Annotated in this window: 21 protein-coding genes; 16 read left to right on the forward strand and 5 right to left on the reverse strand. The window is 71.3% G+C overall.

Annotated elements, in window-relative coordinates; genetic code table 11:
- Positions 1–68 precede the first annotated feature (68 nt).
- Positions 69–1,181, reverse strand: a complete 1,113-nt coding sequence (locus tag DEJ27_RS15300; protein ID WP_111091349.1) for a M23 family metallopeptidase — start codon at positions 1,179–1,181, stop codon at positions 69–71.
- A 162-nt stretch (positions 1,182–1,343) separates the two neighbouring features.
- On the opposite strand from DEJ27_RS15300, the gene DEJ27_RS15305 reads away from it, so the two are divergent.
- Both DEJ27_RS15305 and DEJ27_RS15310 read left to right on the forward strand, forming a co-directional pair.
- Positions 1,344–1,838, forward strand: a complete 495-nt coding sequence (locus DEJ27_RS15305) for a hypothetical protein (RefSeq protein ID WP_110859392.1) — start codon at positions 1,344–1,346, stop codon at positions 1,836–1,838.
- A gap of 247 nt (positions 1,839–2,085) precedes the next feature.
- Positions 2,086–4,296 carry an NADP-dependent isocitrate dehydrogenase gene (locus DEJ27_RS15310; protein ID WP_110859393.1) on the forward strand — a complete coding sequence of 737 codons (2,211 nt, stop codon included), beginning with the start codon at positions 2,086–2,088 and terminating at the stop codon, positions 4,294–4,296.
- A 130-nt stretch (positions 4,297–4,426) separates the two neighbouring features.
- Here the strand turns inward: DEJ27_RS15310 and DEJ27_RS15315 are convergent, their stop codons facing one another.
- Together DEJ27_RS15315 and DEJ27_RS15320 are read right to left on the reverse strand one after the other, a co-directional pair.
- The gene (locus DEJ27_RS15315; RefSeq protein WP_035809287.1) at positions 4,427–4,882 is read right to left on the reverse strand and encodes a DUF3817 domain-containing protein; all 456 of its coding nucleotides are present in this window, start codon (positions 4,880–4,882) and stop codon (positions 4,427–4,429) included.
- Positions 4,883–4,961: 79 nt separating this feature from the next.
- Positions 4,962–6,404, reverse strand: a complete 1,443-nt coding sequence (locus tag DEJ27_RS15320) for a DUF4832 domain-containing protein (RefSeq protein WP_111091350.1) — start codon at positions 6,402–6,404, stop codon at positions 4,962–4,964.
- 141 nt (positions 6,405–6,545) lie between these two features.
- On the opposite strand from DEJ27_RS15320, the gene DEJ27_RS15325 reads away from it, so the two are divergent.
- Complete coding sequence (locus tag DEJ27_RS15325; RefSeq protein ID WP_258370373.1) at positions 6,546–7,322, forward strand: ThuA domain-containing protein; 777 nt, start codon at positions 6,546–6,548, stop codon at positions 7,320–7,322.
- The gene (locus DEJ27_RS15330; RefSeq protein ID WP_111091351.1) at positions 7,319–8,476 is read left to right on the forward strand and encodes a PP2C family protein-serine/threonine phosphatase; all 1,158 of its coding nucleotides are present in this window, start codon (positions 7,319–7,321) and stop codon (positions 8,474–8,476) included. The genes DEJ27_RS15325 and DEJ27_RS15330 overlap by 4 nt, the downstream gene beginning before the upstream one ends.
- 41 nt (positions 8,477–8,517) lie before the next feature.
- Here DEJ27_RS15330 and DEJ27_RS15335 read toward each other — a convergent pair whose 3' ends face one another.
- The gene (locus tag DEJ27_RS15335; protein WP_111091352.1) at positions 8,518–8,961 is read right to left on the reverse strand and encodes a disulfide bond formation protein B; all 444 of its coding nucleotides are present in this window, start codon (positions 8,959–8,961) and stop codon (positions 8,518–8,520) included.
- Positions 8,962–9,051: 90 nt separating this feature from the next.
- Between DEJ27_RS15335 and DEJ27_RS15340 the strand changes: the two genes are divergently transcribed.
- The 8 genes from DEJ27_RS15340 to DEJ27_RS15375 all read left to right on the forward strand — a co-directional run bounded on the left by DEJ27_RS15340 (position 9,052) and on the right by DEJ27_RS15375 (position 15,957).
- The gene (locus tag DEJ27_RS15340) at positions 9,052–9,702 is read left to right on the forward strand and encodes a ScbR family autoregulator-binding transcription factor (protein ID WP_111091353.1); all 651 of its coding nucleotides are present in this window, start codon (positions 9,052–9,054) and stop codon (positions 9,700–9,702) included.
- A gap of 117 nt (positions 9,703–9,819) precedes the next feature.
- Complete coding sequence (locus DEJ27_RS15345; RefSeq protein WP_111091354.1) at positions 9,820–10,695, forward strand: aminoglycoside phosphotransferase family protein; 876 nt, start codon at positions 9,820–9,822, stop codon at positions 10,693–10,695.
- A gap of 58 nt (positions 10,696–10,753) precedes the next feature.
- Entirely contained in the window at positions 10,754–11,365 is a 612-nt protein-coding gene (locus tag DEJ27_RS15350; RefSeq protein ID WP_111091355.1) for a hypothetical protein, read from the forward strand.
- Complete coding sequence (locus tag DEJ27_RS15355) at positions 11,362–12,066, forward strand: DinB family protein (protein ID WP_110859401.1); 705 nt, start codon at positions 11,362–11,364, stop codon at positions 12,064–12,066. Before DEJ27_RS15350 ends, DEJ27_RS15355 begins: the two co-directional genes overlap by 4 nt.
- Positions 12,067–12,274: 208 nt before the next feature.
- Positions 12,275–12,922: an ABC transporter permease gene (locus tag DEJ27_RS15360; RefSeq protein WP_110859402.1), complete on the forward strand. Its 648-nt coding sequence runs from the start codon at positions 12,275–12,277 to the stop codon at positions 12,920–12,922.
- Entirely contained in the window at positions 12,909–14,180 is a 1,272-nt protein-coding gene (locus DEJ27_RS15365; protein WP_110859403.1) for an ABC transporter ATP-binding protein, read from the forward strand. Before DEJ27_RS15360 ends, DEJ27_RS15365 begins: the two co-directional genes overlap by 14 nt.
- Positions 14,177–14,941, forward strand: coding sequence for an ABC transporter permease (locus DEJ27_RS15370; RefSeq protein WP_111091356.1), 765 nt, complete (start codon positions 14,177–14,179; stop codon positions 14,939–14,941). The genes DEJ27_RS15365 and DEJ27_RS15370 overlap by 4 nt, the downstream gene beginning before the upstream one ends.
- On the forward strand, positions 14,938–15,957 hold the full coding sequence (locus tag DEJ27_RS15375; protein WP_111091357.1) for a glycine betaine ABC transporter substrate-binding protein: 1,020 nt from the start codon (positions 14,938–14,940) through the stop codon (positions 15,955–15,957). The genes DEJ27_RS15370 and DEJ27_RS15375 overlap by 4 nt, the downstream gene beginning before the upstream one ends.
- Positions 15,958–16,038: 81 nt before the next feature.
- Here DEJ27_RS15375 and DEJ27_RS17945 read toward each other — a convergent pair whose 3' ends face one another.
- Complete coding sequence (locus DEJ27_RS17945) at positions 16,039–16,668, reverse strand: TetR/AcrR family transcriptional regulator (protein ID WP_111091358.1); 630 nt, start codon at positions 16,666–16,668, stop codon at positions 16,039–16,041.
- 80 nt (positions 16,669–16,748) lie between these two features.
- On the opposite strand from DEJ27_RS17945, the gene DEJ27_RS15385 reads away from it, so the two are divergent.
- From DEJ27_RS15385 to DEJ27_RS15400, 4 genes are read left to right on the forward strand one after another with little or no spacing between them, the layout of a single operon-like run.
- On the forward strand, positions 16,749–17,477 hold the full coding sequence (locus DEJ27_RS15385) for an ABC transporter ATP-binding protein (RefSeq protein WP_111091359.1): 729 nt from the start codon (positions 16,749–16,751) through the stop codon (positions 17,475–17,477).
- Positions 17,474–18,751, forward strand: coding sequence for an ABC transporter permease (locus DEJ27_RS15390; protein ID WP_111091360.1), 1,278 nt, complete (start codon positions 17,474–17,476; stop codon positions 18,749–18,751). The genes DEJ27_RS15385 and DEJ27_RS15390 overlap by 4 nt, the downstream gene beginning before the upstream one ends.
- A 27-nt stretch (positions 18,752–18,778) precedes the next feature.
- The gene (locus DEJ27_RS15395; RefSeq protein ID WP_181430174.1) at positions 18,779–19,306 is read left to right on the forward strand and encodes a GNAT family N-acetyltransferase; all 528 of its coding nucleotides are present in this window, start codon (positions 18,779–18,781) and stop codon (positions 19,304–19,306) included.
- A 54-nt stretch (positions 19,307–19,360) separates the two neighbouring features.
- The gene (locus DEJ27_RS15400) at positions 19,361–20,029 is read left to right on the forward strand and encodes a hypothetical protein (RefSeq protein WP_027466829.1); all 669 of its coding nucleotides are present in this window, start codon (positions 19,361–19,363) and stop codon (positions 20,027–20,029) included.
- The last annotated feature ends 18 nt before the right edge of the window (positions 20,030–20,047 follow it).

Below are 20,047 nucleotides of genomic sequence, written 5' to 3' on the forward strand. Positions count from 1 at the left end.
GTACTGCCGCTCGACAGCAACTGTGGGTTCTGCGTCGATCCGGGACGGGGCCCTGCAGGAGTCGGTCGCTACAGGGTGAGCGAGCGACCGATGCGGGCTTCGAGCCACGCCTCCGGGTCGATCGGCGTGACGCCGTCCATCAGGACCTCGAGGTGCAGGTGCGCGCCGGTCGAGACGCCGGAGGACCCGACGAGCCCGATGAACTGCCCGGCAGCGACGGTGTCGCCGACGTTGAGCGGCGAGGAGCCGGGGATCATGTGGCCGTACAGCGTGGAGACCTGACGGCCGTCGACCACGTGGTCGATGATGACCGCGTTGCCGTACGAGAAGTAGGTGCCCGAGACCCGGACCTTGCCCGCGGCGACGGCACCGATCGGTGTGCCCATGCCCGGCGTGAAGTCGAGGCCCTGGTGCAGCGACGAGCACGCGCCGCACGGTGCGGAGCGGTACCCGAAGCCGGAGCTCATCTGCACGGGGCCGGGGAACGGCGAGCGGACGGCGCCGCCGAACGACACGGCGCCTCCGGCGGTCGCCGCGGTGCCGGCGGAACCAGCCGTCGTCGTGGTGACGGTCGAGCCACCGCCGACGGTGAACCCGTCACGGTCGAACCCGGCGGACGTGACCGCCTGGGTCACGGCGTAGTCCTGGGTGCGCACGATGGGCGCGATGGTCGAGGTGGCCATCGAGGTGCCGGCGCTCGCGTGGGCGGGCATCGCCGACGCGGCGAACATCGCGATCGCGGCGGCGGCGCTGGTGAGGGTGATGCGTCCGGCACGGGCCGACCGGGAGGCCCGGGGTGCGCTGGCGACACGGGTCGCCTTGGGTGCGGGGCGACGGACGACGCGCTGGATGCGGTCGTCGACGCGCTCGGTGGTGGCGCGTGCGGCTGCGGAGCGGCGGCCGGCCGGCTCGGTGGCCGAGGACGCGAGGACGACGGCCTTCACCGGCTTGGCGACCTTCGCGGCGTTCGGCGCCTTGGCCGGCTTCGCGGCCTTCGCCGGCTTGGCGACCTTCGCTGCCTTGGCCGGCTTCTCGGGCTTGGTGACCTTCGCGACCGGGGCCGTCTTGCTGCGACGCTGCGGTCCGCGTGCTGCTGCGCGCTCGGCCTCGAGGGCGGCGCGACGGGACAGGTGCACCACCGGGGTCTCCGGGTGCTGGTCGGGTTCGGGTGCAGTCGTCATGGCCGCCCACCATTCTGCACGACTCTGTCGCTTTGTACAGGCCCTTCCGTGATCTTTTCGTTACCGAGTGCGCTGGGAGGCGCCTGATCGCCACGGGCCGAAGCGTCCCCCGGGCCCTCCGCATCGGTACGGTCAGGGGAAAGCGACGGAAGGACCCGCACCATGGCCCGATCGCCGCGTGAGCGGTACGGAACGGTCGACCTGGCGTCGGCCGACGTCGTGCTGGCCGGTACCCAGGAACTCCTTCCCGTGCTCCGGGCCGCGGCCGTGCGCGCCGGGATCGACGCCGCGCGGATGCGGGTCATCGGGGTCGACGACCTGCCGGACCCCGGCGAGACCTGGGACGCGGCGCTGGCCGTCATCGCCATCCGCCGCCCCGGTGACGACCCCGCGTTCCACCGGGCGCAGGCGGCTGCCGAGCTCATCGCGCCGATGCTCGCGCCGCACGCCGTCCGCATCGTCGTCACGGTGTCCGGGGTGACCCGCCTCGCGCCGAAGCTCGAGCGCACGCTGACGTCCGAGGTCCTGCACCAGATCGATGCCGCATCGGCGTCGTCCGGGTTCCGTCGGCCCTTCCGGCCCCTGCGCATGCGGCTCGGGCTCGCCGGGCTCCGTGCCGCCGGCGTCCGCGTGTTCCGCGTCTCGATCGGCGACTGAGGCTCAGGCTCCGTCGGTTCCGGAGTCGTCCGGGGGCTGCCGTGTGGTGGTCATGCGCGCTCTCCCTCGCTCTGGTGTTGCGGAAGACCAGCCCACGCGCCGTTCCTATGTGTCGACAGTGCGCCTCCAGGGTGTCGGCCGAGCATCTGCCGCGCGCAGGCAGGGGCCATGTATCTTGATGTCGAGACATCCTGCGCCACGAGTACCGTGGACGTACCGACGGTCGAACAAGGGAGTACCCGCCAGCATGGCCAAGATCATCTACACCCTCACGGACGAGGCGCCGTTCCTCGCCACCCACTCCTTCCTCCCGGTCATCCAGGCCTTCGCCGGCACCGCGGGTGTCGACGTCGAGACCCGCGACATCTCGCTCGCAGGCCGGATCATCGCCCAGTTCCCGGAGCGGCTCACCGACGAGCAGCGCCTGGACGACGCCCTCGCCGAGCTCGGCGACCTGGCGAAGACCCCCGAGGCGAACATCATCAAGCTGCCGAACATCTCGGCGTCGATCCCACAGCTCAAGGTCGCGATCAAGGAACTGCAGGCGCAGGGCTACGACCTTCCCGACTACCCGGACGAGGCCACGACCGACGAGCAGCGCGACGTCCGCGCCCGGTACGGCCGCGTCCAGGGCAGCGCCGTGAACCCGGTGCTGCGCGAGGGCAACTCCGACCGCCGCGCACCCCTGTCCGTCAAGAACTACGCCCGCAAGCACCCGCACCGCATGGGCGCCTGGTCGCGTGACTCGAAGACGAACGTCAGCACCATGGGCGTCGACGACTTCCGGTCGAACGAGAAGTCCTGGATCGCCCCCGCCGACGACGTCCTGACGATCACCTTCGTGGCCGAGGACGGCAGCGAGCAGGTCCTCAAGCAGTCGATCCCCGTGCTGCAGGGCGAGGTCGTCGACGGCACCGTGCTGCACGTGGCCGCACTCGAGACGTTCCTGCGGGAGCAGATCGAGCGCGCCGCGGCCGAGGACGTCCTGTTCTCCGTGCACCTCAAGGCCACGATGATGAAGATCTCCGACCCGATCATCTTCGGGCACGTCATCAAGGCGTTCTTCCCGTCGGTGTTCGAGCGCTACGGCGCCGACCTCGCCGCCGCGGGCCTGACCCCGAACGACGGCCTCGGCTCGATCCTCGCCGGCCTCGGTGCGCTGCCGAACGGCGCCGAGATCGAGCGTGCCTTCAAGCAGGGCATCGCCGACGGCCCCGAGCTCGCCATGGTCGACTCGGACAAGGGCATCACGAACCTGCACGTGCCGAGCGACGTCATCGTCGACGCCTCGATGCCCGCGATGATCCGCACCTCGGGGCACATGTGGGGCCCGGACGGCGACGAGCACGACACCCTCGCCGTCATCCCCGACTCGAGCTACGCCGGCATCTACCAGGCCGTGATCGACGACTGCCGCGCCCACGGCGCCTTCGACCCGTCGACGATGGGCTCCGTGCCCAACGTCGGTCTGATGGCGCAGAAGGCCGAGGAGTACGGCTCGCACGACAAGACCTTCGAGCTCCCCGGCGCCGGTGTGGTCCGCGTCACGACCGCCTCGGGTGACGTCGTCATCGAGCACGACGTCGAGCCCGGAGACATCTGGCGCGCCTGCCAGACCAAGGACGTCGCCATCCGCGACTGGGTGAAGCTCGCCGTCACCCGCGCCCGTGCCTCCGCGACGCCCGCCGTGTTCTGGCTCGACGAGACCCGTGCCCACGACGCGAACCTCATCGGGCTCGTCCGCCGGTACCTCGGCGAGCACGACACCGAGGGCCTGCAGATCGAGATCCTCGCGCCCGAGGACGCCATGCGCTTCTCGCTCGAGCGGATCCGCCGCGGCGAGGACACCATCTCGGTCACCGGCAACGTCCTGCGCGACTACCTGACGGACCTGTTCCCGATCATGGAGCTCGGCACCTCGGCGAAGATGCTCTCCGTCGTCCCGCTGCTGGGCGGTGGCGGCCTGTTCGAGACCGGTGCCGGTGGTTCCGCGCCGAAGCACGTGCAGCAGCTCGTGCAGCAGAACTACCTGCGCTGGGACAGCCTGGGCGAGTTCCTCGCACTGGCGGTCAGCCTCGAGCACCTCGCCGGTGTGACGGGCAACGAGCGGGCGAAGATCCTGGGCGAGACCCTCGATCGTGCCACCGGGACGTTCCTCGAGCAGGACAAGTCCCCGGGCCGGAAGCTCGGCTCCATCGACAACCGCGGCAGCCACTTCTACCTGGCGAAGTACTGGGCCGAAGAGCTCGCCGCGCAGACCCAGGACACCGAGCTCGCGGCGTCGTTCGCGGACCTCGCGGCGAAGCTCGGTGATCAGGAGCACACGATCGTCGACGAGCTCGTCTCGGTGCAGGGCCACCCGGCCGACATCGGCGGCTACTACCGCCCGGACGACGCCAAGACGAGCGCGGTCATGCGCCCGTCCGCCACGTTGAACGCGGCGCTGGCAGCGCTCTAGCAGCGACCTGCTCGCGGACGGGAGGCCCGGTGCCAGCTGGCACCGGGCCTCCCGTCCGTCCGTGGTCGCGTCCGCACCACGAAACCCGACCGTTCGTGCTCACGAAGCGACACGGGGGACGCGCGGGGCGTCAGCCGCGGGACGGCACGGGCGGGCCGGCGGCCAGCAGCCCGGTGAAGACCAGGGCGACGGCCACGACCCCGATGCCCGCGGCCACGGCGGGCCGGCGCACCACGAAGAACAGCAGACGGTCCCAGAAGCCCGAGTGGGCGTCCGGCGAGCGGCGCCAGGAGCCCTCGAGCATGCCGCGGCGGGCGACCGCGACCTCGAACGGCACGGTGGCGTACGGCACGACGGCACTGGCCCAGCCGAGCACGAGCGCCCCGAACGACCACCGCTGGTTCACCGCGACGACCGTCGTGACCACCAGGTACGCCAGGAACACGAAGCCGTGCACCCCACCGCCGATGCGCACGCCCCAGTCGCCGGCGTCCAGGCCGTACTTGAGCACCATCCCGAGGATGAGCAGGGTCCAGGTCACGAGTTCGGCGACCGCGGCGGCGCGGAACAGGGAGCGCGGAGTCATGGCCTCCATGGTGGCGGACCCGGTTGACAGACAGCAGGACGCCCCGGGCCGATCGACCCGGGGCGTCCTCGACGTCGGGTCAGTGCCGCACGACCACCGTCTGGCCCAGGCGGTTCACGCCGGCGCGCGCGTCCCACGTGCCGGTGTTCGCGGTCTGGATCGCGAAGGCCGGGTTCGACGCCACCGAGCGTTCGGGTGCCGGCAGGGCGAGGGCGACGTCCCAGCGTCCCTTCGGCAGGTGTGCGAGCGACGCCCGGACGGTCACGGTCCGGCCCGGCTGCCACGACGACGCGTCGGCGCGCACCGGCACGGTGACCCGGCGGTGCCCGTCGGTCAGGACGAGCTGCACCGGGCGGCTGTTGTACGGCGCCGCCCAGCCGTCGTTCCGCACCGACACCGCGACCGACGGCGTGCGACCGGTGGTGACGGTGCTCGAGGTCATCGTGAAGCGGTAGCCGAGCTTCTTCGCGGCGTCGGTCATGCCGTCCGCGCCCCAGGTCGCCAGGACGTCCTTGTTGTAGTCGAGGTTGAGGTAGCTGTAGTGGTACTTCGCCATCTCGGCCGAGGCTGACGGGTACTCGGACCGCGGCGCGTTCACGGCGCAGGTCTCGCCACCGACGGGGACGTACCGCGACTCGGCGGCCAGGTAGTCCTGGTCGAGTGACAGCGGGTCGCTCAGGAACGTGCCGAAGTCGTCGGGCGAGGCGAGGAAGCAGTCGTTGTGGTGCCCGGTGCGCGACGCTGCCGACCCGTCGTGCGCCTGCTCCGGGGTGAGCGCCCCGGCCGTGCCGGACGGCGTGCGGAGTGCGTCCTGCTTCATCTGCATCGTGCGGACCTGGACCGAGCGGCTGGACGGCAGGGCCGCGAGTTCGGCCTGCAGGACCTGCCGTCGGGCGTCCTTGTCGGCCTCGGTCAGCACGCCCGGGTTCGACGGGTCGCTGGCGAAGTGGTCGGTGTAGTAGCCCTCGCCCCAGAGCCCGATGAACCCCTGCTGCAGGGTCGGGATGACGTCGGCGTTCCGGCGGAGCGTCGGGGTGAGCTGCTGGATGTGCGCGAGCACGGTCGACAGGTCGGCGTCGCCGTAGGGCGCCGAGTACGGGTACGCACCGCCCTGCACGTACGCGAACCGGGTGATCACGCCCACCCCTGCCGCACGTGCGGTGTCGTAGTCGCGCTGCACGAGCCGCAGCCAGGCCGGACTGAGGCGCTGCTGCTGCACGAACGCCTCCATGTAGAACACCCGGACGATCTGGGTGACCCCCTCGGCGCGGTAGCCGCGGAGCGTCGCGGCGTCGAGCGGTGTGTACCCGCTGCCGTCGGCGCGGTAGTGCGTCTCGGTGGTGTGGTCGAACCCGCGCGAGGGGTTCGGGATGACCGCGTCGCTCGCCGTGTAGGCCACGGTCGAGGTGGTCGCGGTCCGTGTCGTGTGGTGGCCGGTGGGCGACGACGCCCACGCGGTGGTCGGTACGGCGAGCGCGAGTGTCGCCGCGAGTGCGACGGTGGTGATGGTGCGGTGCTGCATCGGACGAGCCCCTGTCCTCGGCGCGGACGGTGATCGGCGCCCCCTGGCGCTGCCGTCCTGCGCGATTGTGATCTGAAGGTAGGCCGAACGATCAGAAAACGCCAGTGGATGCGCGAACCGAGCACGGGTAGCGTTGCCTGCATGTCGCCGTCGACCGAGAACCGTCCCCTGAACATCGTCGTCTGGAACGAGAACGTGCACGAGACCCGCGGTGACGCGACGGTCATCGGGCACTACCCCGACGGCATGCACACCGTGATCGCCGAGGCGCTCCGGCAGCTGCAGCCCGGGGCCGACGTCTCCACCGCCACCCTGCAGGAATCCGACCACGGCATCACCGCCGAACGGCTGGCCACCACGGACGTGCTGTTCTGGTGGGGGCACGCCGCCCACGACGAGGTGAGCGACGCCGTCGTCGACCTGGTCGTCGACGCCGTGCACGCCGGCATGGGCCTGGTGGTGTTGCACTCCGGCCACTACTCCAAGCCGTTCAAGCGCCTGATGGGCACGACGTGCTCGCTGAAGTGGCGGAACGACGGCGAGCGTGAACTCGTCTGGACCGTCGCGCCCGAGCACCCGATCGCCGCGGGGGTCCCGCACCCGATCGTCATCGACCGGCAGGAGATGTACGGCGAGTACTTCGACATCCCGCGCCCCGACGAAGAGGTGTTCCTGTCGACCTTCGCGGGCGGCGAGGTCTTCCGCTCCGGCGTCGCGTACCGCCGGGGGCTCGGCAAGGTCTTCTACTTCTCGCCCGGCGACCAGGAGTACCCCGTCTACCACCACCCGGACATCCAGCGCGTGCTGTCGAACGCCGCCGCCTGGGCCGCCCCGGTGTCCGAGCGCCGCGAGCTGACGGCCGACCCCCACCCGCGGGACTGGTTCCTGTCGGATGATGGGGGTAGACAGGTCGGGTGACCAACCATCTCGACGGTGCGCACAGGCGCACCGCGGTGATCGAGGCGCTCGCCATCTTGGGATCAGGACCCGAGGAGCGCTTCGATCGCATCACCCGCATGGCCCACGAGGCGTTCGACGTCCCGTTGACCTTCCTCAACCTCGTCCACCACGACCTCGTCACCACGCAGTCGACCTTCGGCTGGCACCAGGGATCGAGCGTCCCCGCCAGCGAGCAGTTCTGCGCGTCGACGGTGCTGACCCGCGAACCGATGGTGATCCCGGACGCGTCGCTCGACGCCCGGTTCGCGCACACGGCGGCGGTGGCGGAGCACGGCATCCGGTTCTACGCGGGCGCACCGTTGACCATGGTCGACGGCACCCGGGTGGGCACGCTGTGCCTGATGGACGCTGTTCCGCGCACGTTCTCACCGGACGACGTCGCCCTGTTGGGTGACCTGGCCCGGTGGGCGGAACGGGAGCTCGGCGTCGCCATCGACCGCGGACGGGTCCGTCGGGTGCTCGACGGCCTGGTGCCGGACCCGGTCGCGGTGCCGGGGTACGACCTCGACGTCCTGGTGGCCCAGCACGACGACGGCGGGGGTGACGTCGCCGACTGGCGCGTCGCACCGGACGGTGCCCTGCACGTCACCGTCGGCCGGGTGAGCGCGGCCGGCCCGGCGTCGGGCCTGCTCGCCGCGGCGGTCCGCGGTGCCGTGGCGGCACGGACCGGTTCGGCCATGTCGGACGCGATCGTCGGCCTGGAGGCGCAGGTCACCGCCGACCTGTCGGCTGCGGACGCCGTCGGCTCGCTCTTCCACCTGCGGCTCGACCCGACGTCGGGTCACGTCGACTTCGGCGACGCCGGCCACGGCCTCGCGGTGTTCGTCCCCGCCGACGGCCCGGCTCGCGTCCTGCACCCGCTCGACCTGCCGCTCGGGCTGCAGCCGGAGTCGATCCCCCGGTCGCCCGGCGCGCTCGACCTGGAACCCGGCGACCGGCTGGCGATCTGCACCCAGGGCGTCCTGACGCTGGACGGACTCCGGCACCTCGACGACCTCGCTGCGCTGGTGCGCTCCGCTCCGGACGGGGCCACGGCGGTCGAACGGGTGCGCACGGCGGTCCCCGCGGACGCCGCGGTCGACGTCACGCTGGTGGTGCTCACACGGCACTGAGCGGATGGGCCGCCTGGGCGTGGCGTGCTGCCCCGGGTGGGTCAGGAGCGGAAGCGGTCCTGCCGAGGGCGCGGGGTGCCGGTCAGCGCGACCACGAGCAGCGTCGCGAGCAGGGCGAACCCGGCGAGCTCGATGCCCAGGCCGGCGAGCTGCCAGTACGCGCTGCCGACGTGCTGCGGCTGCGTGATCGACTCCGGCCACCACGACTCGATGAGCGGGAACGAGCCCGGGAACGGGTCGAGGCCGAACACCACGAGGCCGCCGAGCAGCAGCACGACCCCGAGGGCGGCCATCGCCCCGCGGGACCGACGGAGCATGTGCACCACGAGGGCCGCTGCCATGCCGGCGAGGCCGACGACGGCGAGCAGGAACGCGAGCACCACGATGGTCTGCGGCGCGAGCGCCACCCAGTCCAGCACCGCGATCGGCAGCAGCAGCCACCGCCCCGTCCGTGCCCAGCGCGCAGGGTTCCGCCATCCGTCCATGGCGACCGACCGTAGGGCACCCGGCCGAACGCCTGCCGAATGCGGCCAGTGGACCCCGGCGGCACTCCGCCCTGACTACGATCGGACCCCATGGCGCAGGACCGACCGACCCGGCAGCAGCGGTCGCTCGCGACCCGCGCGGCGATCATCGAGGGCGCGGCCGCGGAGTTCGACGAACGCGGGTACGTCGGCGCCTCGATGGACGGCATCGCCGAACGCATCGGGATGACCAAGGGCGCGCTGTACTTCCACTTCACGTCGAAGGCCGACATGGCGGGTGCCGTGATCGCCGAGCAGCACGCGATCTCCCGACGGTACGGCGAGGCCGCGGTGGCGAAGGGGACGACGCCGCTCGAGTGGATCGTGTGGTTGGCGCAGGGGCTGGCCGTGCAGATGACGACCGAGGTGGTGGTCAGCGCCGGTGTCCGGCTGTCGACCGACGTGGCCGCGAGCGACGTCGACCGGCAGGACCCGTACACGGACTGGACCACGGTGGTCGCCGGGTTCGCACGGCAGGCCGTCGACGCGGGCGAGATCGACCCACGGTGGGACCCGGAGCTGGTCGGCCGGGTCGTCGTCCGTGCCTACACCGGCGTGCAGACCGTCTCGGACGTGATGACCCGTCGGGCCGACCTGTTCGCGGGCCTGCGGGAACTCTGGACGGTCCTGCTGGACGCGTTCGTCACCGAACGGCTGCGTCCGGAGATCCCGCGGCTCGTCGCGCTCATCGCTCCGGAGTGACGCGGGTCCCCCCAGGGAAACACCCACGTCACCTCGTCCCTGAGACTACCGAGGAGGATCTCGCGCCACCGGCCCCAGTTCGCGGGCGTGTGTCCGGCGGCCCACTAGCCTGACGCCGTGCCCACACCCGCTGCCGAGGTCGACGTCGACGTCCCGCTCGTCCGGGCCCTGCTGCGCGACCAGCACCCCGACCTGGCCGGGCTGCCGCTCGAGGTCGTCGCGAACGGCTGGGACAACGTGGTGCTGCGTCTGGGCGACGACCTGGCCGTCCGGGTCCCCCGTCGGGAGCTGGCCGCACGCCTCGTCGAACACGAACAGCGCTGGTTGCCGGACATCGCCGCCCGGGTCGGATCGGTCGTCCCGGTGCCGGCCCCGGTGCGCACGGGCCGCCCCGCCCTCGGCTACCCGTGGTCGTGGAGCGTCGTGCCGTGGCTGCCCGGTACTGCGATCGGTGAACGGGCGGCCGGGGTCCTCGTCGCCGAGGCGCTCGCCGCGTTCGTCGGGCTCCTGCACGTCCCTGCCCCGGACGACGCCCCGGCGAACCCGTTCCGCGGGGTGCCGCTCGCGGCGCGGAGCGACGCCGTGCTGACGCGACTCGACGGTCACGGCGTGCACCGGGCCGGAGAGCTGGCCGCGCTGTGGCGGACCGCAGCGGCCGTGCCCGCGCACGCCGGGCCTCCTGTCTGGGTGCACGGCGACCTGCACCCCTTCAACCTGCTCGTCGACCCGTCGGGCGGTGCCGACCGCCTGTCGGCCGTGATCGACTTCGGGGACGTCACCGCGGGGGACCCCGCCGTCGACCTCGCGACCGCCTGGCTGACGCTCGACCGGCCGGGGCGTCTGGCGTTCCGCGCGCGCGTCACGGCCCCGGAGGCCACCTGGCAGCGCGCACGTGGGTGGGCGGTCGCGCTCGCGTCCGCCCTGGCGACCGCTGACGAGCGCGCCTTCCGGAGCGTCGCGCAACGGAGCATCGACGCAGTGCTGGACGACTGAGTCCCCGCGGGGCTATCGTGACCGCACCATCCGTGCACAGCCGATCGGAGGGGCCGCCATGACCCTCGAGCTCCGCGTCCAGCACGACGTCGCCACCGACGCCTCCCCCGCCCCCGTCCGACCCGAGCGACACGGTCTCCGCGGCCTGCTCGACCGTCTGTCCGACCGCCGCGCCGCCGCCCGCGCGCGGCGGGTCGACGACCGTGTTCGCGAACTCGGCGAACTCGTCCACCTGCTCTCGGACGCCCGCGCCGTCGTCGAACGCGGGTGGGTCCAGCACGCCTGGTTCGCCTACCTCGACGAGCACGGCCGCGAGCGCAAGGCCTCCAGTGCCGCCGCGATGGACGTGCAGGGTCGGCCGCTCGTCGGCGCCTGCCTGGTCGGCGCGGTCGTGTCCGCCGCCGGCGGGCCGCACGCGGTCCACGCGCCCCGGGTGCAGCACGCGCTCGACGTCGTGTGGCACGCCCTGGCCCGCGACGAGGGCGAGCCCGTGCTGTGGTGCCCCGCGCCGGACATCCGGATGGGGCGGGTGCGTGACCTGACGAGCTGGAACGACGCCCCGGCACGCACCGGTGCCGAGGTCGCCGGCCTGTTGCTGACGGCCGAACGGGTCGCCGTGCAGGAGTCGACGCGCCTGCAGGAGCTCCGGGTGGCACGATCGGGGGCATGAGCGACGTCGAAGCGGTCCCCGAGGTGCACCCCGCGAGCACCAGCACGCTGGCCGCGAGCGGCAACGCCCTGCTGTCGGACGAGGGGTCTGCGCGGAACCCCGACCGCGCGGCTGCCGACGCCGCGGTGAAGCAGACGCTGCACCGGTACCTGCAGAAGCACCGTGCGGCCCTGCTGGCCAAGCTCGACGGGCTGGCGGAGCGGCAGGCCCGCTGGCCGGTGACGCCGACGGGCACGAACGTCCTCGGGCTCGTGAAGCACGTCGCCGGGGTGCAGGCCGGCTACTTCGGCGAGGTGTTCGGGCGGCCGCTGCCGGACCAGCCCGCCTGGCTCGAGTCTGAGGACGGCGAGGACATGTACGCCACGCTCGACGAGACCATGGCCGACATCGTGGCCTTCCACCACCGCAGTGCCGCCCACGCCGACGCCACGATCGATGCCCTCGACCTCACCGCGACCGGCACCGTGTCGTGGTGGCCGGAGGGGCACCGGGACGTCACGCTGCACCGGATCCTGGTGCACATGGCGTACGAGACCGCCCGGCACGCGGGCCACGCCGACATCGTGCGCGAGATGCTCGACGGCCTGGCTGGCGACGGCGACGGCAACCTGGCCGACAAGTCGCCGGAGGAATGGGTCCGGTGGCGTGAGCAGCTCGTCGACATCGCGGAGCGAGCCGGGTTGCGCGGCTTCGACGCATAGCCGAGCACGCACACCGATCGTTACCGTTCTCCCAGGGTTCACCCGGTGACCAGGCTCTGACCTGGGGTTATTCTCCAAGCAAATGTGAGGGAAATGGTCGTCCACCGCTGTGTGCGTTGTACAACAGGTCCAGCTGCTGCGTAGCTTTGGCCGAGCTCGTGCCCCGATCTGTGGGCAGTTCAGCCGACCGGAAGGGGAGCGCCCACCCGTGTTCCAGTACGTCGTGGAGCGATGGAGCCAGATCTGGTTCGCATCGTGGCAGCACTTCTCACTGGTCGTCCAGTGCGTCGTCCTCGCCACGGTCATCGCCGTGGTGCTCGCCACACTCGTCTACCGCAGCCCGCGCTTGACCTCCGTCGCGAACGGGGTGTCGGCCATCGGCCTCACCCTGCCGTCCTTCGCGGTCATCGGCCTGCTCATCGTCCCGCTCGGCTTCGGCGTCCTGCCGTCGGTCGTGACGGTCGTCTTCTTCGCCGCGCTGCCGATCCTGCGCAACGCGGTCGTCGGTCTCGCCGAGATCCCGCCCACCGTCGTGGAGTCGGCGCGCGGCATCGGCATGAGCCGGTTCCGCACCCTGCTGCAGGTCGAGCTGCCGATGGCGTGGCCGATCATCCTGAGCGGGGTCCGCGTGTCCGCGCAGATGGTGATGGGCATCGCCGCCATCGCCGCGTACGCGCTCGGCCCCGGGCTCGGCGGTTTCATCTTCTCCGGGTTGTCCCGCCTCGGTGGCGCCAACGCCCTGTTCTCCGTCGTGGTCGGGGTGGTCGGGGTCGTCCTGCTCGCCCTCGTCCTCGACCTGCTCCTCATCGGCCTCGGCCGCCTGACCATCTCGAGAGGTATCCGTGTCCAGCACTGACTCCGCCACCACCACCGCGCCCGACGGGGACGTCACCGGGCGCAGCATCCTGCTCGACGAGGTCACCAAGCGGTACCCCGGGCAGTCGAAGCCCGCCGTCGACGGCATCACGCTCGAGATCCCGGCCGGCAAGATCGTCATGCTCGTCGGCCCGTCCGGCTGCGGCAAGACGACGACCCTCAAGATGATCAACCGCCTGATCGAGCCCACCCAGGGCCGGATCGTCGTCGGCGACGACGACGTCACCGGCATCGACGGCGACGAGCTCCGCCGCCGCATGGGCTACGTGATCCAGGCCGGCGGTCTCTTCCCGCACATGACCGTCGCGGCGAACATCGCGATCGTGCCGAAGATGCTCGGCTGGTCGAAGGAGAAGATCGCGGCGCGCGTCGACGAGCTGCTCGACCTGGTCTCGCTCGACCCCGACACCTACCGCGACCGGTTCCCCCGCGAACTCTCCGGTGGGCAGCAGCAGCGCGTCGGCGTGGCCCGTGCGCTCGCGGCGGACCCGCCCGTCCTGCTCATGGACGAGCCGTTCGGCGCCGTCGACCCGATCACCCGCCAGCGCCTGCAGGACGAGCTCCTGCGCATCCAGGAGGAACTGCACAAGACGATCGTCATCGTCACGCACGACTTCGACGAGGCCGTGAAGCTCGGCGACTGGATCGTCATCTTCACCGAGGGCGCGCACATCGTGCAGTACGACACCCCGGAGCGGATCCTGGCCGAGCCGGCGAACGAGTTCGTCGAGAACTTCATCGGTTCCGGTGCCGGCCTGAAGCAGCTCACGCTGAACCGCGTGCGCGACGTCGAGGTCGAGTCAGCCGTGACGTGCTCCCCCGGCGAAGAGGTCAAGGCCGTGCTGCAGCGGATGAACGAGGCCGGCGGGCACCAGCACGCCGTCGTCGTCGACCACCGCCAGCGTCCGATCGGATGGCCGTCGCGCCGCCAGCTCGAGCGTCTGACGCGCATCCCCGACGGCGTCGAGCCCGGCCTGCCCGTCGTGGGCGAGGCAGCGACCCTCAACGACGCGCTCGACACCATGCTCGTCTCGAGCGCCGGCGCCGCGCTCGTCACCGGTCGTCGTGACGCGTTCCGCGGGGTCATCACCGTCGAGACCGTGATGGAGGCGATCACCCGCTCCCGCGCGACCGCCGCCGGAGACCAGGCCTACACGCCGGTCGGCACCAACACGAACCCGATCGAGACCATGCCGTCGTCGTCGGTGTCGGCCATGCCCACCGGAGAAGACCTGTGAGCGCAGTCGCCGTCGCCGGCCCCGCCACCGGTGCACGCACCTCGTGGAAGGGCCTGCTGTTCCAGCCGATCGCGATCCTGGTCGTCCTGGCCGGCTTCGCGGTGTGGCTCGCGACGTCGGACCTGACCCCGACGGAGCGCACGACGCTCAACCCGGCGGACATCCTGGCCCTGACCGGCCAGCACCTCGTGCTGACCCTGCAGTCGACGGTCCTGGTGCTCGTCATCGGCATCCCGCTGGGTGTCGTGCTCACCCGCGGGCCCCTGCGCCGGGCGAGCCCGTACGTGCTCGCCGTCGCGAACTTCGGTCAGGCGGCCCCGGCCGTCGGCCTGATCGTGCTGCTCGCCGCCTGGCTCGGCCTGAACAGCTCCTCCGCCGTCATCGCGCTCGTGCTCTACGCGATCCTGCCGGTGCTCCGGAACACCATGATCGGCGTGCAGAGCGTCGACGACCGCCTGGTGGAGGCCGGTCGCGGCATGGGCATGAGCGCCTTCAGCGTGCTGATGCGCGTCGAACTGCCGCTCGCGGTGCCGGTGATGCTCTCGGGCATCCGGACCGCCCTCGTGCTGCTCGTCGGCACGGCGAGCCTGGCCACCTTCGTCGGTGCTGGCGGACTCGGTCTGCTCATCACCACGGGTGTGACGCTGTTCCTGCCCAAGGTGCTCGTCGCCGGGGCCCTGCTCGTCGCCCTGCTCGCCCTCTCCATCGACTGGCTCGGCCGCGTGGTCGAGACGGTCGCACGACCGAAGGGACTCCGATGACCCGCCGCACCCGCAGCACCCGCCGCACCCGGGTCGGAGCCGCCGCGTTCGTCGCCGGTGCCACCGCCCTCGTCCTGACCGGGTGCGGCCTGCAGCCCGCCACGTCGTTCGTGCCCGAGGCCGGCGCCGGCTCCATCCAGCGCATCGACGACCTGCCGGCCGGCGCCCACATCACCGTGACGTCGAAGAACTTCACCGAGCAGCTCGTGCTCGGCAAGATCGCCGTGCTCGCGGCCAAGGCCGCAGGGTTCGACGTCACCGACGAGACGAACGTGCCCGGCAGCGTCGCGGTCCGTGAGCTGATGACCTCGCACGCGGCCGACTTCACGTACGAGTACACCGGAACCGCCTGGCTGACCTTCATGGGCCACGCGGAGGGGATCCCGGACAAGACCGAGCAGTGGACGGCGGTGAAGAAGGAGGACGCCGGCAACGGGCTGACCTGGCTCGAGCCGGCGCCGATGAACAACACCTACGCGTTCGCCGTCCGCAACGAGGCAGTCAAGGAACTGGGGGACGTCAAGACGCTCTCCGACGTCGCCAAGCTGCCGGTCGACCAGCGCACGTTCTGCGTGGAGTCGGAGTTCAACTCCCGTGCCGACGGCTTCAAGCCGATGCTCAAGAAGTACGGTCTGGAGCTCGGTGGGTCGGGATCGAACGGCGTGCCGAGCCGCAACGTGAGCATCCTCGACACCGGCACGGTCTACACCGCCACCGACCGCGGCAAGTGCAACTTCGGTGAGGTCTTCACCACCGACGGCCGCATCAAGTCGCTCGGTCTGGCGGTGCTCGACGACGACGAGGGGTTCTTCCCGGCGTACAACGTCGCCCCCGTCATCGACTCGGAGACGCTGAAGGAGTACCCGCAGCTCGAGGGGATCTACGACCAGATCTCGCCGAAGCTCACCGACGCCGTGCTGCAGGAGCTGAACCGTCAGGTCGACGTCGAGGGGCGCGAGCCAGCCGACGTCGCCTTCGACTGGATGGTGAAGGAGGGCTTCATCACGAAGCCCTGACCGTTCTGGACGCACCCATCTGACGGACGGGAGGCCCGTGGTGACCCCGCCACGGGCCTCCCGTCCGTCTGTGGTCGCGTCTCAGGCCGCGGCGATGCGCGCCGCCGTGTCGCGGATCGACGCGACCACCGCCGCCCGGACCTGCTCCGGGTCGGACCCCTCGTGCCGGGCCGAGCTCCGCAAGCCCGTCATGCACATGCCGAGCAGCATCTCGGCTGCCTGCGGGGTCGCGGCCTCCGGCCCCCAGGCCGGGTCGCGTTCGAGGATCGTGCGCACCGCGCCGGTCATCGCCTCGGCGACCGTGGTCATCCGCGTGACCTGCCGACGCATCAGCTGCGGGAACCGCACGATGACGGCCTTGCGTTCGAGCCGTTCGTGCTCGTCGCCGAACGACGACCCGAACACCAGGAACGCCAGGTCCACGACGGCCTGCGCCGCCGGCTCTCCCGCGACGGCCGCCAGGTGCGCCTCGAGGGTGGCGGGTTCGAGGTCGAGCTCGGTGTGCCCGAGGACCGCGTCCTCCTTGCTCTCGAAGTAGTTGAAGAACGTCCGCGGGGAGACGTCGGCCCGCGCGGCGATCTGCTCGATCGTGGTGCCGTCGACGCCCTGCTCGAGGGCCAGGGACCGAGCCGCCTCGGCGATGCGGTTGCGGGTCTCGATGCGCTTGCGGTCACGGAGACCGAGTTCTGACGGCGTCGGGGAGTCGGGCATGGCCCGACTGTAACCGGAAGGTCACATGATCTACAGCAAACGCAAACTTGCAGTCGTGCACCGGACACTACGGTGAACCCATGACCACTCCCGTGCTCGAGGCCCGTGACCTCGCCAGGACCTACGGCCGCGGCGCGACGCGGTTCGACGCGCTCAAGGGGGTGTCGCTGGCGGTGCACCAGGGCGAGAGCCTGGCGATCGTCGGCAAGTCCGGCTCCGGCAAGTCGACGCTGATGCACCTGCTCGCGCTGCTCGACAAGCCGTCGGCCGGTCAGGTGCTGCTCGACGGCACCGACGCGGCGACGCTCGGTGCGCGGCAGGTCAACCGCACCCGGAACAACACCTTCGGGTTCGTGTTCCAGCAGTTCTTCCTGACACCGAAGACCTCGGTGCTCGACAACGTCGTGCTCCCGCTCAAGATCGCCGGTGTCTCCGGAGCCGAGCGGAAGCGCCGGGGCATGGCGGCGCTCGATGCACTCGGGCTGGCCGACAAGGCGAAGAACGACGCCAACGACCTGTCCGGCGGCCAGAAGCAACGCGTGGTCATCGCCCGGGCGCTGGTCGGCGAGCCGAGCGTGATCTTCGCCGACGAGCCGACCGGCAACCTCGACACGAACACCGGACAGGTGGTCGAGGACATGCTGTTCGGGCTGCAGCGTGAGCGGGGGATCACGCTCGTCGTGGTCACGCACGACGAAGAGCTCGCCGCACGCTGCGACCGCAGTGTCAACGTCCGCGACGGCCTGATCGTCGGCGGATCCGACCACGCGGTCGACGCGTCCGGCACGCACGGAAGGCACGCCGCATGAACTTCCTCGACCTCCTGCGCACCGCGGTCTCGAACACCTTCCGCTCGAAGCTGCGCACGACCCTGACCGTCATCGCGATCTTCATCGGCGCCTTCACGATCACCCTCACCTCGGCCATCGGCACGGGCGTCAGCAACTACATCGACAGCCAGGTCTCCTCGATCGGAGACGACGGCACCCTGGTCGTCACGAAGGCCGTGGACTCCACCTCGACCGACAGTGGCCCGGCGAAGTACGACCCCGAGGCGTCCGGTCAGAGCGTCGACCGCGGACCGGCGTCGTTCTCGTACCTGTCACAGTCCGACGTCGACGACATCGAGAAGACCGACGGCATCGAGAGCCTCCGCCCCGCGGTCGCCCTCGCGCCGAAGTACGCCGAGTACGGGGACCAGGGCAAGTACGTCGTCTCGCTCACGGCCAACGCCGGCGAGCTCGACGCCGACCTGGCGAGCGGCGAGCAGCTCGACGACGAGACCGACGCCGACCAGGTGATGCTGCCGACCGACTACCTGAAGAACATGGGTCTCGGCAGCGCCTCGGCCGCCGTCGGCAAGGAGCTCACGTTCGCCGTCGACGACTACCAGGGCAAGCCGCACACGCTCACCGCCACCGTCGTCGGGGTGCAGAACGAGTCGCTGTTCGGCAGCGGTGCCGGGGCGAACGCCGCACTGACCGACGCCATGCAGGCCGCGCAGGAGATCGGCAAGCCCGACTCGATCGCGACGTCCTACGCCAGCGCCACCGCGACGCTCGACGCCGACGCCTCCGTCACCACGGTCAAGAAGTCCCTGGCTGACGACGGGTTCCTCGGCCAGACGATCCAGGACCAGCTCGGCCAGTTCCAGACCGTGATCAGCGGCATCGTCGGGGTCCTGAACGCCTTCGCCGTGATCGCGCTCGTCGCCGCCGGCTTCGGCATCATCAACACCCTGCTCATGAGCGTGCAGGAGCGCACCCGCGAGATCGGCCTGATGAAGGCGATGGGCATGGGCGGCGGCAGGGTCTACACGCTGTTCTCGCTCGAGGCGGTGTTCATCGGGTTCCTCGGCAGTGCCATCGGCGCCGGGGTCGCGATCCTGCTCGGCACCGGGATCTCGAACGTCCTGGCCGGCACGCTCCTCAAGGACCTGCCGGGGCTGCAGATCATGCAGTTCGCGCCGGGGTCCGTCGCCACGATCATCCTCGTCGTGATGTTCATCGCGTTCCTGGCGGGCACCCTGCCGGCACGACGAGCGGCACGGCAGAACCCGATCGAGGCGCTCCGGTACGAGTGACAGGCAGGGCTGCCTAGTGTCGGAGCGGTGACAACGTTCGGACGCGACCTCGGTGACGGCTACACGCTGACGCTGCGCGACCTGACGACGATCGACCCGGTGCTCGCACTCGTGCACGCCAACACCGATCGTCTCCGGGCCGCCGAGCCCTGGGCCTGGGACCCCCAGACCCGCGAGGCCATCGCCCTGCACACCGAGCGGCTGCTCGGGCAGTTCGCGATGGACCGCGCGTTGCCCTGCGTCATCCGCGCGGACGACCGCATCGTCGGGGTGGCCTCGCTGACGTTCGACCCGTACCTGGGCCAGGCATCGCTCGGCTACTGGGTGGACGCCGGACAGGAGGGCCGTGGTGTCGTCCGGCGGGCCGCCACCGTGCTGATCGGGGTCGCCCGGGCGCGCGGGTCCGCACGGATGGAGATCCGGACGGCGGTCGACAACGCGCGGAGCCGGGGGCTCGCCGAGCGGCTCGGCTTCGCGCACGAGGGCACCCTGCGCGGCGCGCTGCCCCTCGGCCCCGAGCGTGTCGACGTCGCGGTGTACGGCCTGTTGCTCTGACGCCCGCCGCCCTCGTGCAGGCCGACCGACACCGGTCGCCGGTATCGTCGGAGCATGGCCTTGTTCGGACGACGCAACCCCGACGTGCGCGATCGACCCATCAGCCAGGTCGAACTGAAGCGGGCGGTCGACGAGGGCTTCCTCATCGCGAAGGCCGCCGTCACCATCGCGGTGGCCAACCGCATCATCACGAACGCCCTGCGTGACCAGGGGTACTTCGACCACGCGCTCATCGCCGAGGCCACGCGCGAGGAACTCCACCGCATGGCCGAGGAACAGCGGGGCGACGCCGCACGCATGCGTGAGATCCGCTCCACCTCGAGCAAGCAGAAGGGCCGCTCCCGCCACCAGCACGACTACCGGCGGGGCGACGACCTGAAGCTCCGGATGCGCGAGGCCACGTACGAGCAGCTCGCCACCATGCTCGACAAGCGGCGCGACGACCAGCACTTCGTCGACGGCATCGTGCTGGCCGCCCGGGCGCGCGCCTGGGATGACATCGGCACCACCGTCGTCGGCCGGCTGGGCTGGGCGCAGCGCCCGGCGGACGACTACGAGATCGGCCGCGACGACCGGTTGCAGCAGATGCTCGACGAGGACTTCGCCGAGCTGCTCGCCGAGCACCCCGTCGGATCGACCCCGGTCGACGCCGACGAACCGGACGACGCCGACGGCGACCAGGACGAGTCCGACCCGGCCGACCCCGACACCTCGCGCACCTGACCGACACCACATGCAGTC

The organism is Curtobacterium sp. MCPF17_018, from assembly GCF_003234135.1.
Taxonomy (GTDB): Bacteria; Actinomycetota; Actinomycetes; order Actinomycetales; family Microbacteriaceae; genus Curtobacterium; species Curtobacterium flaccumfaciens.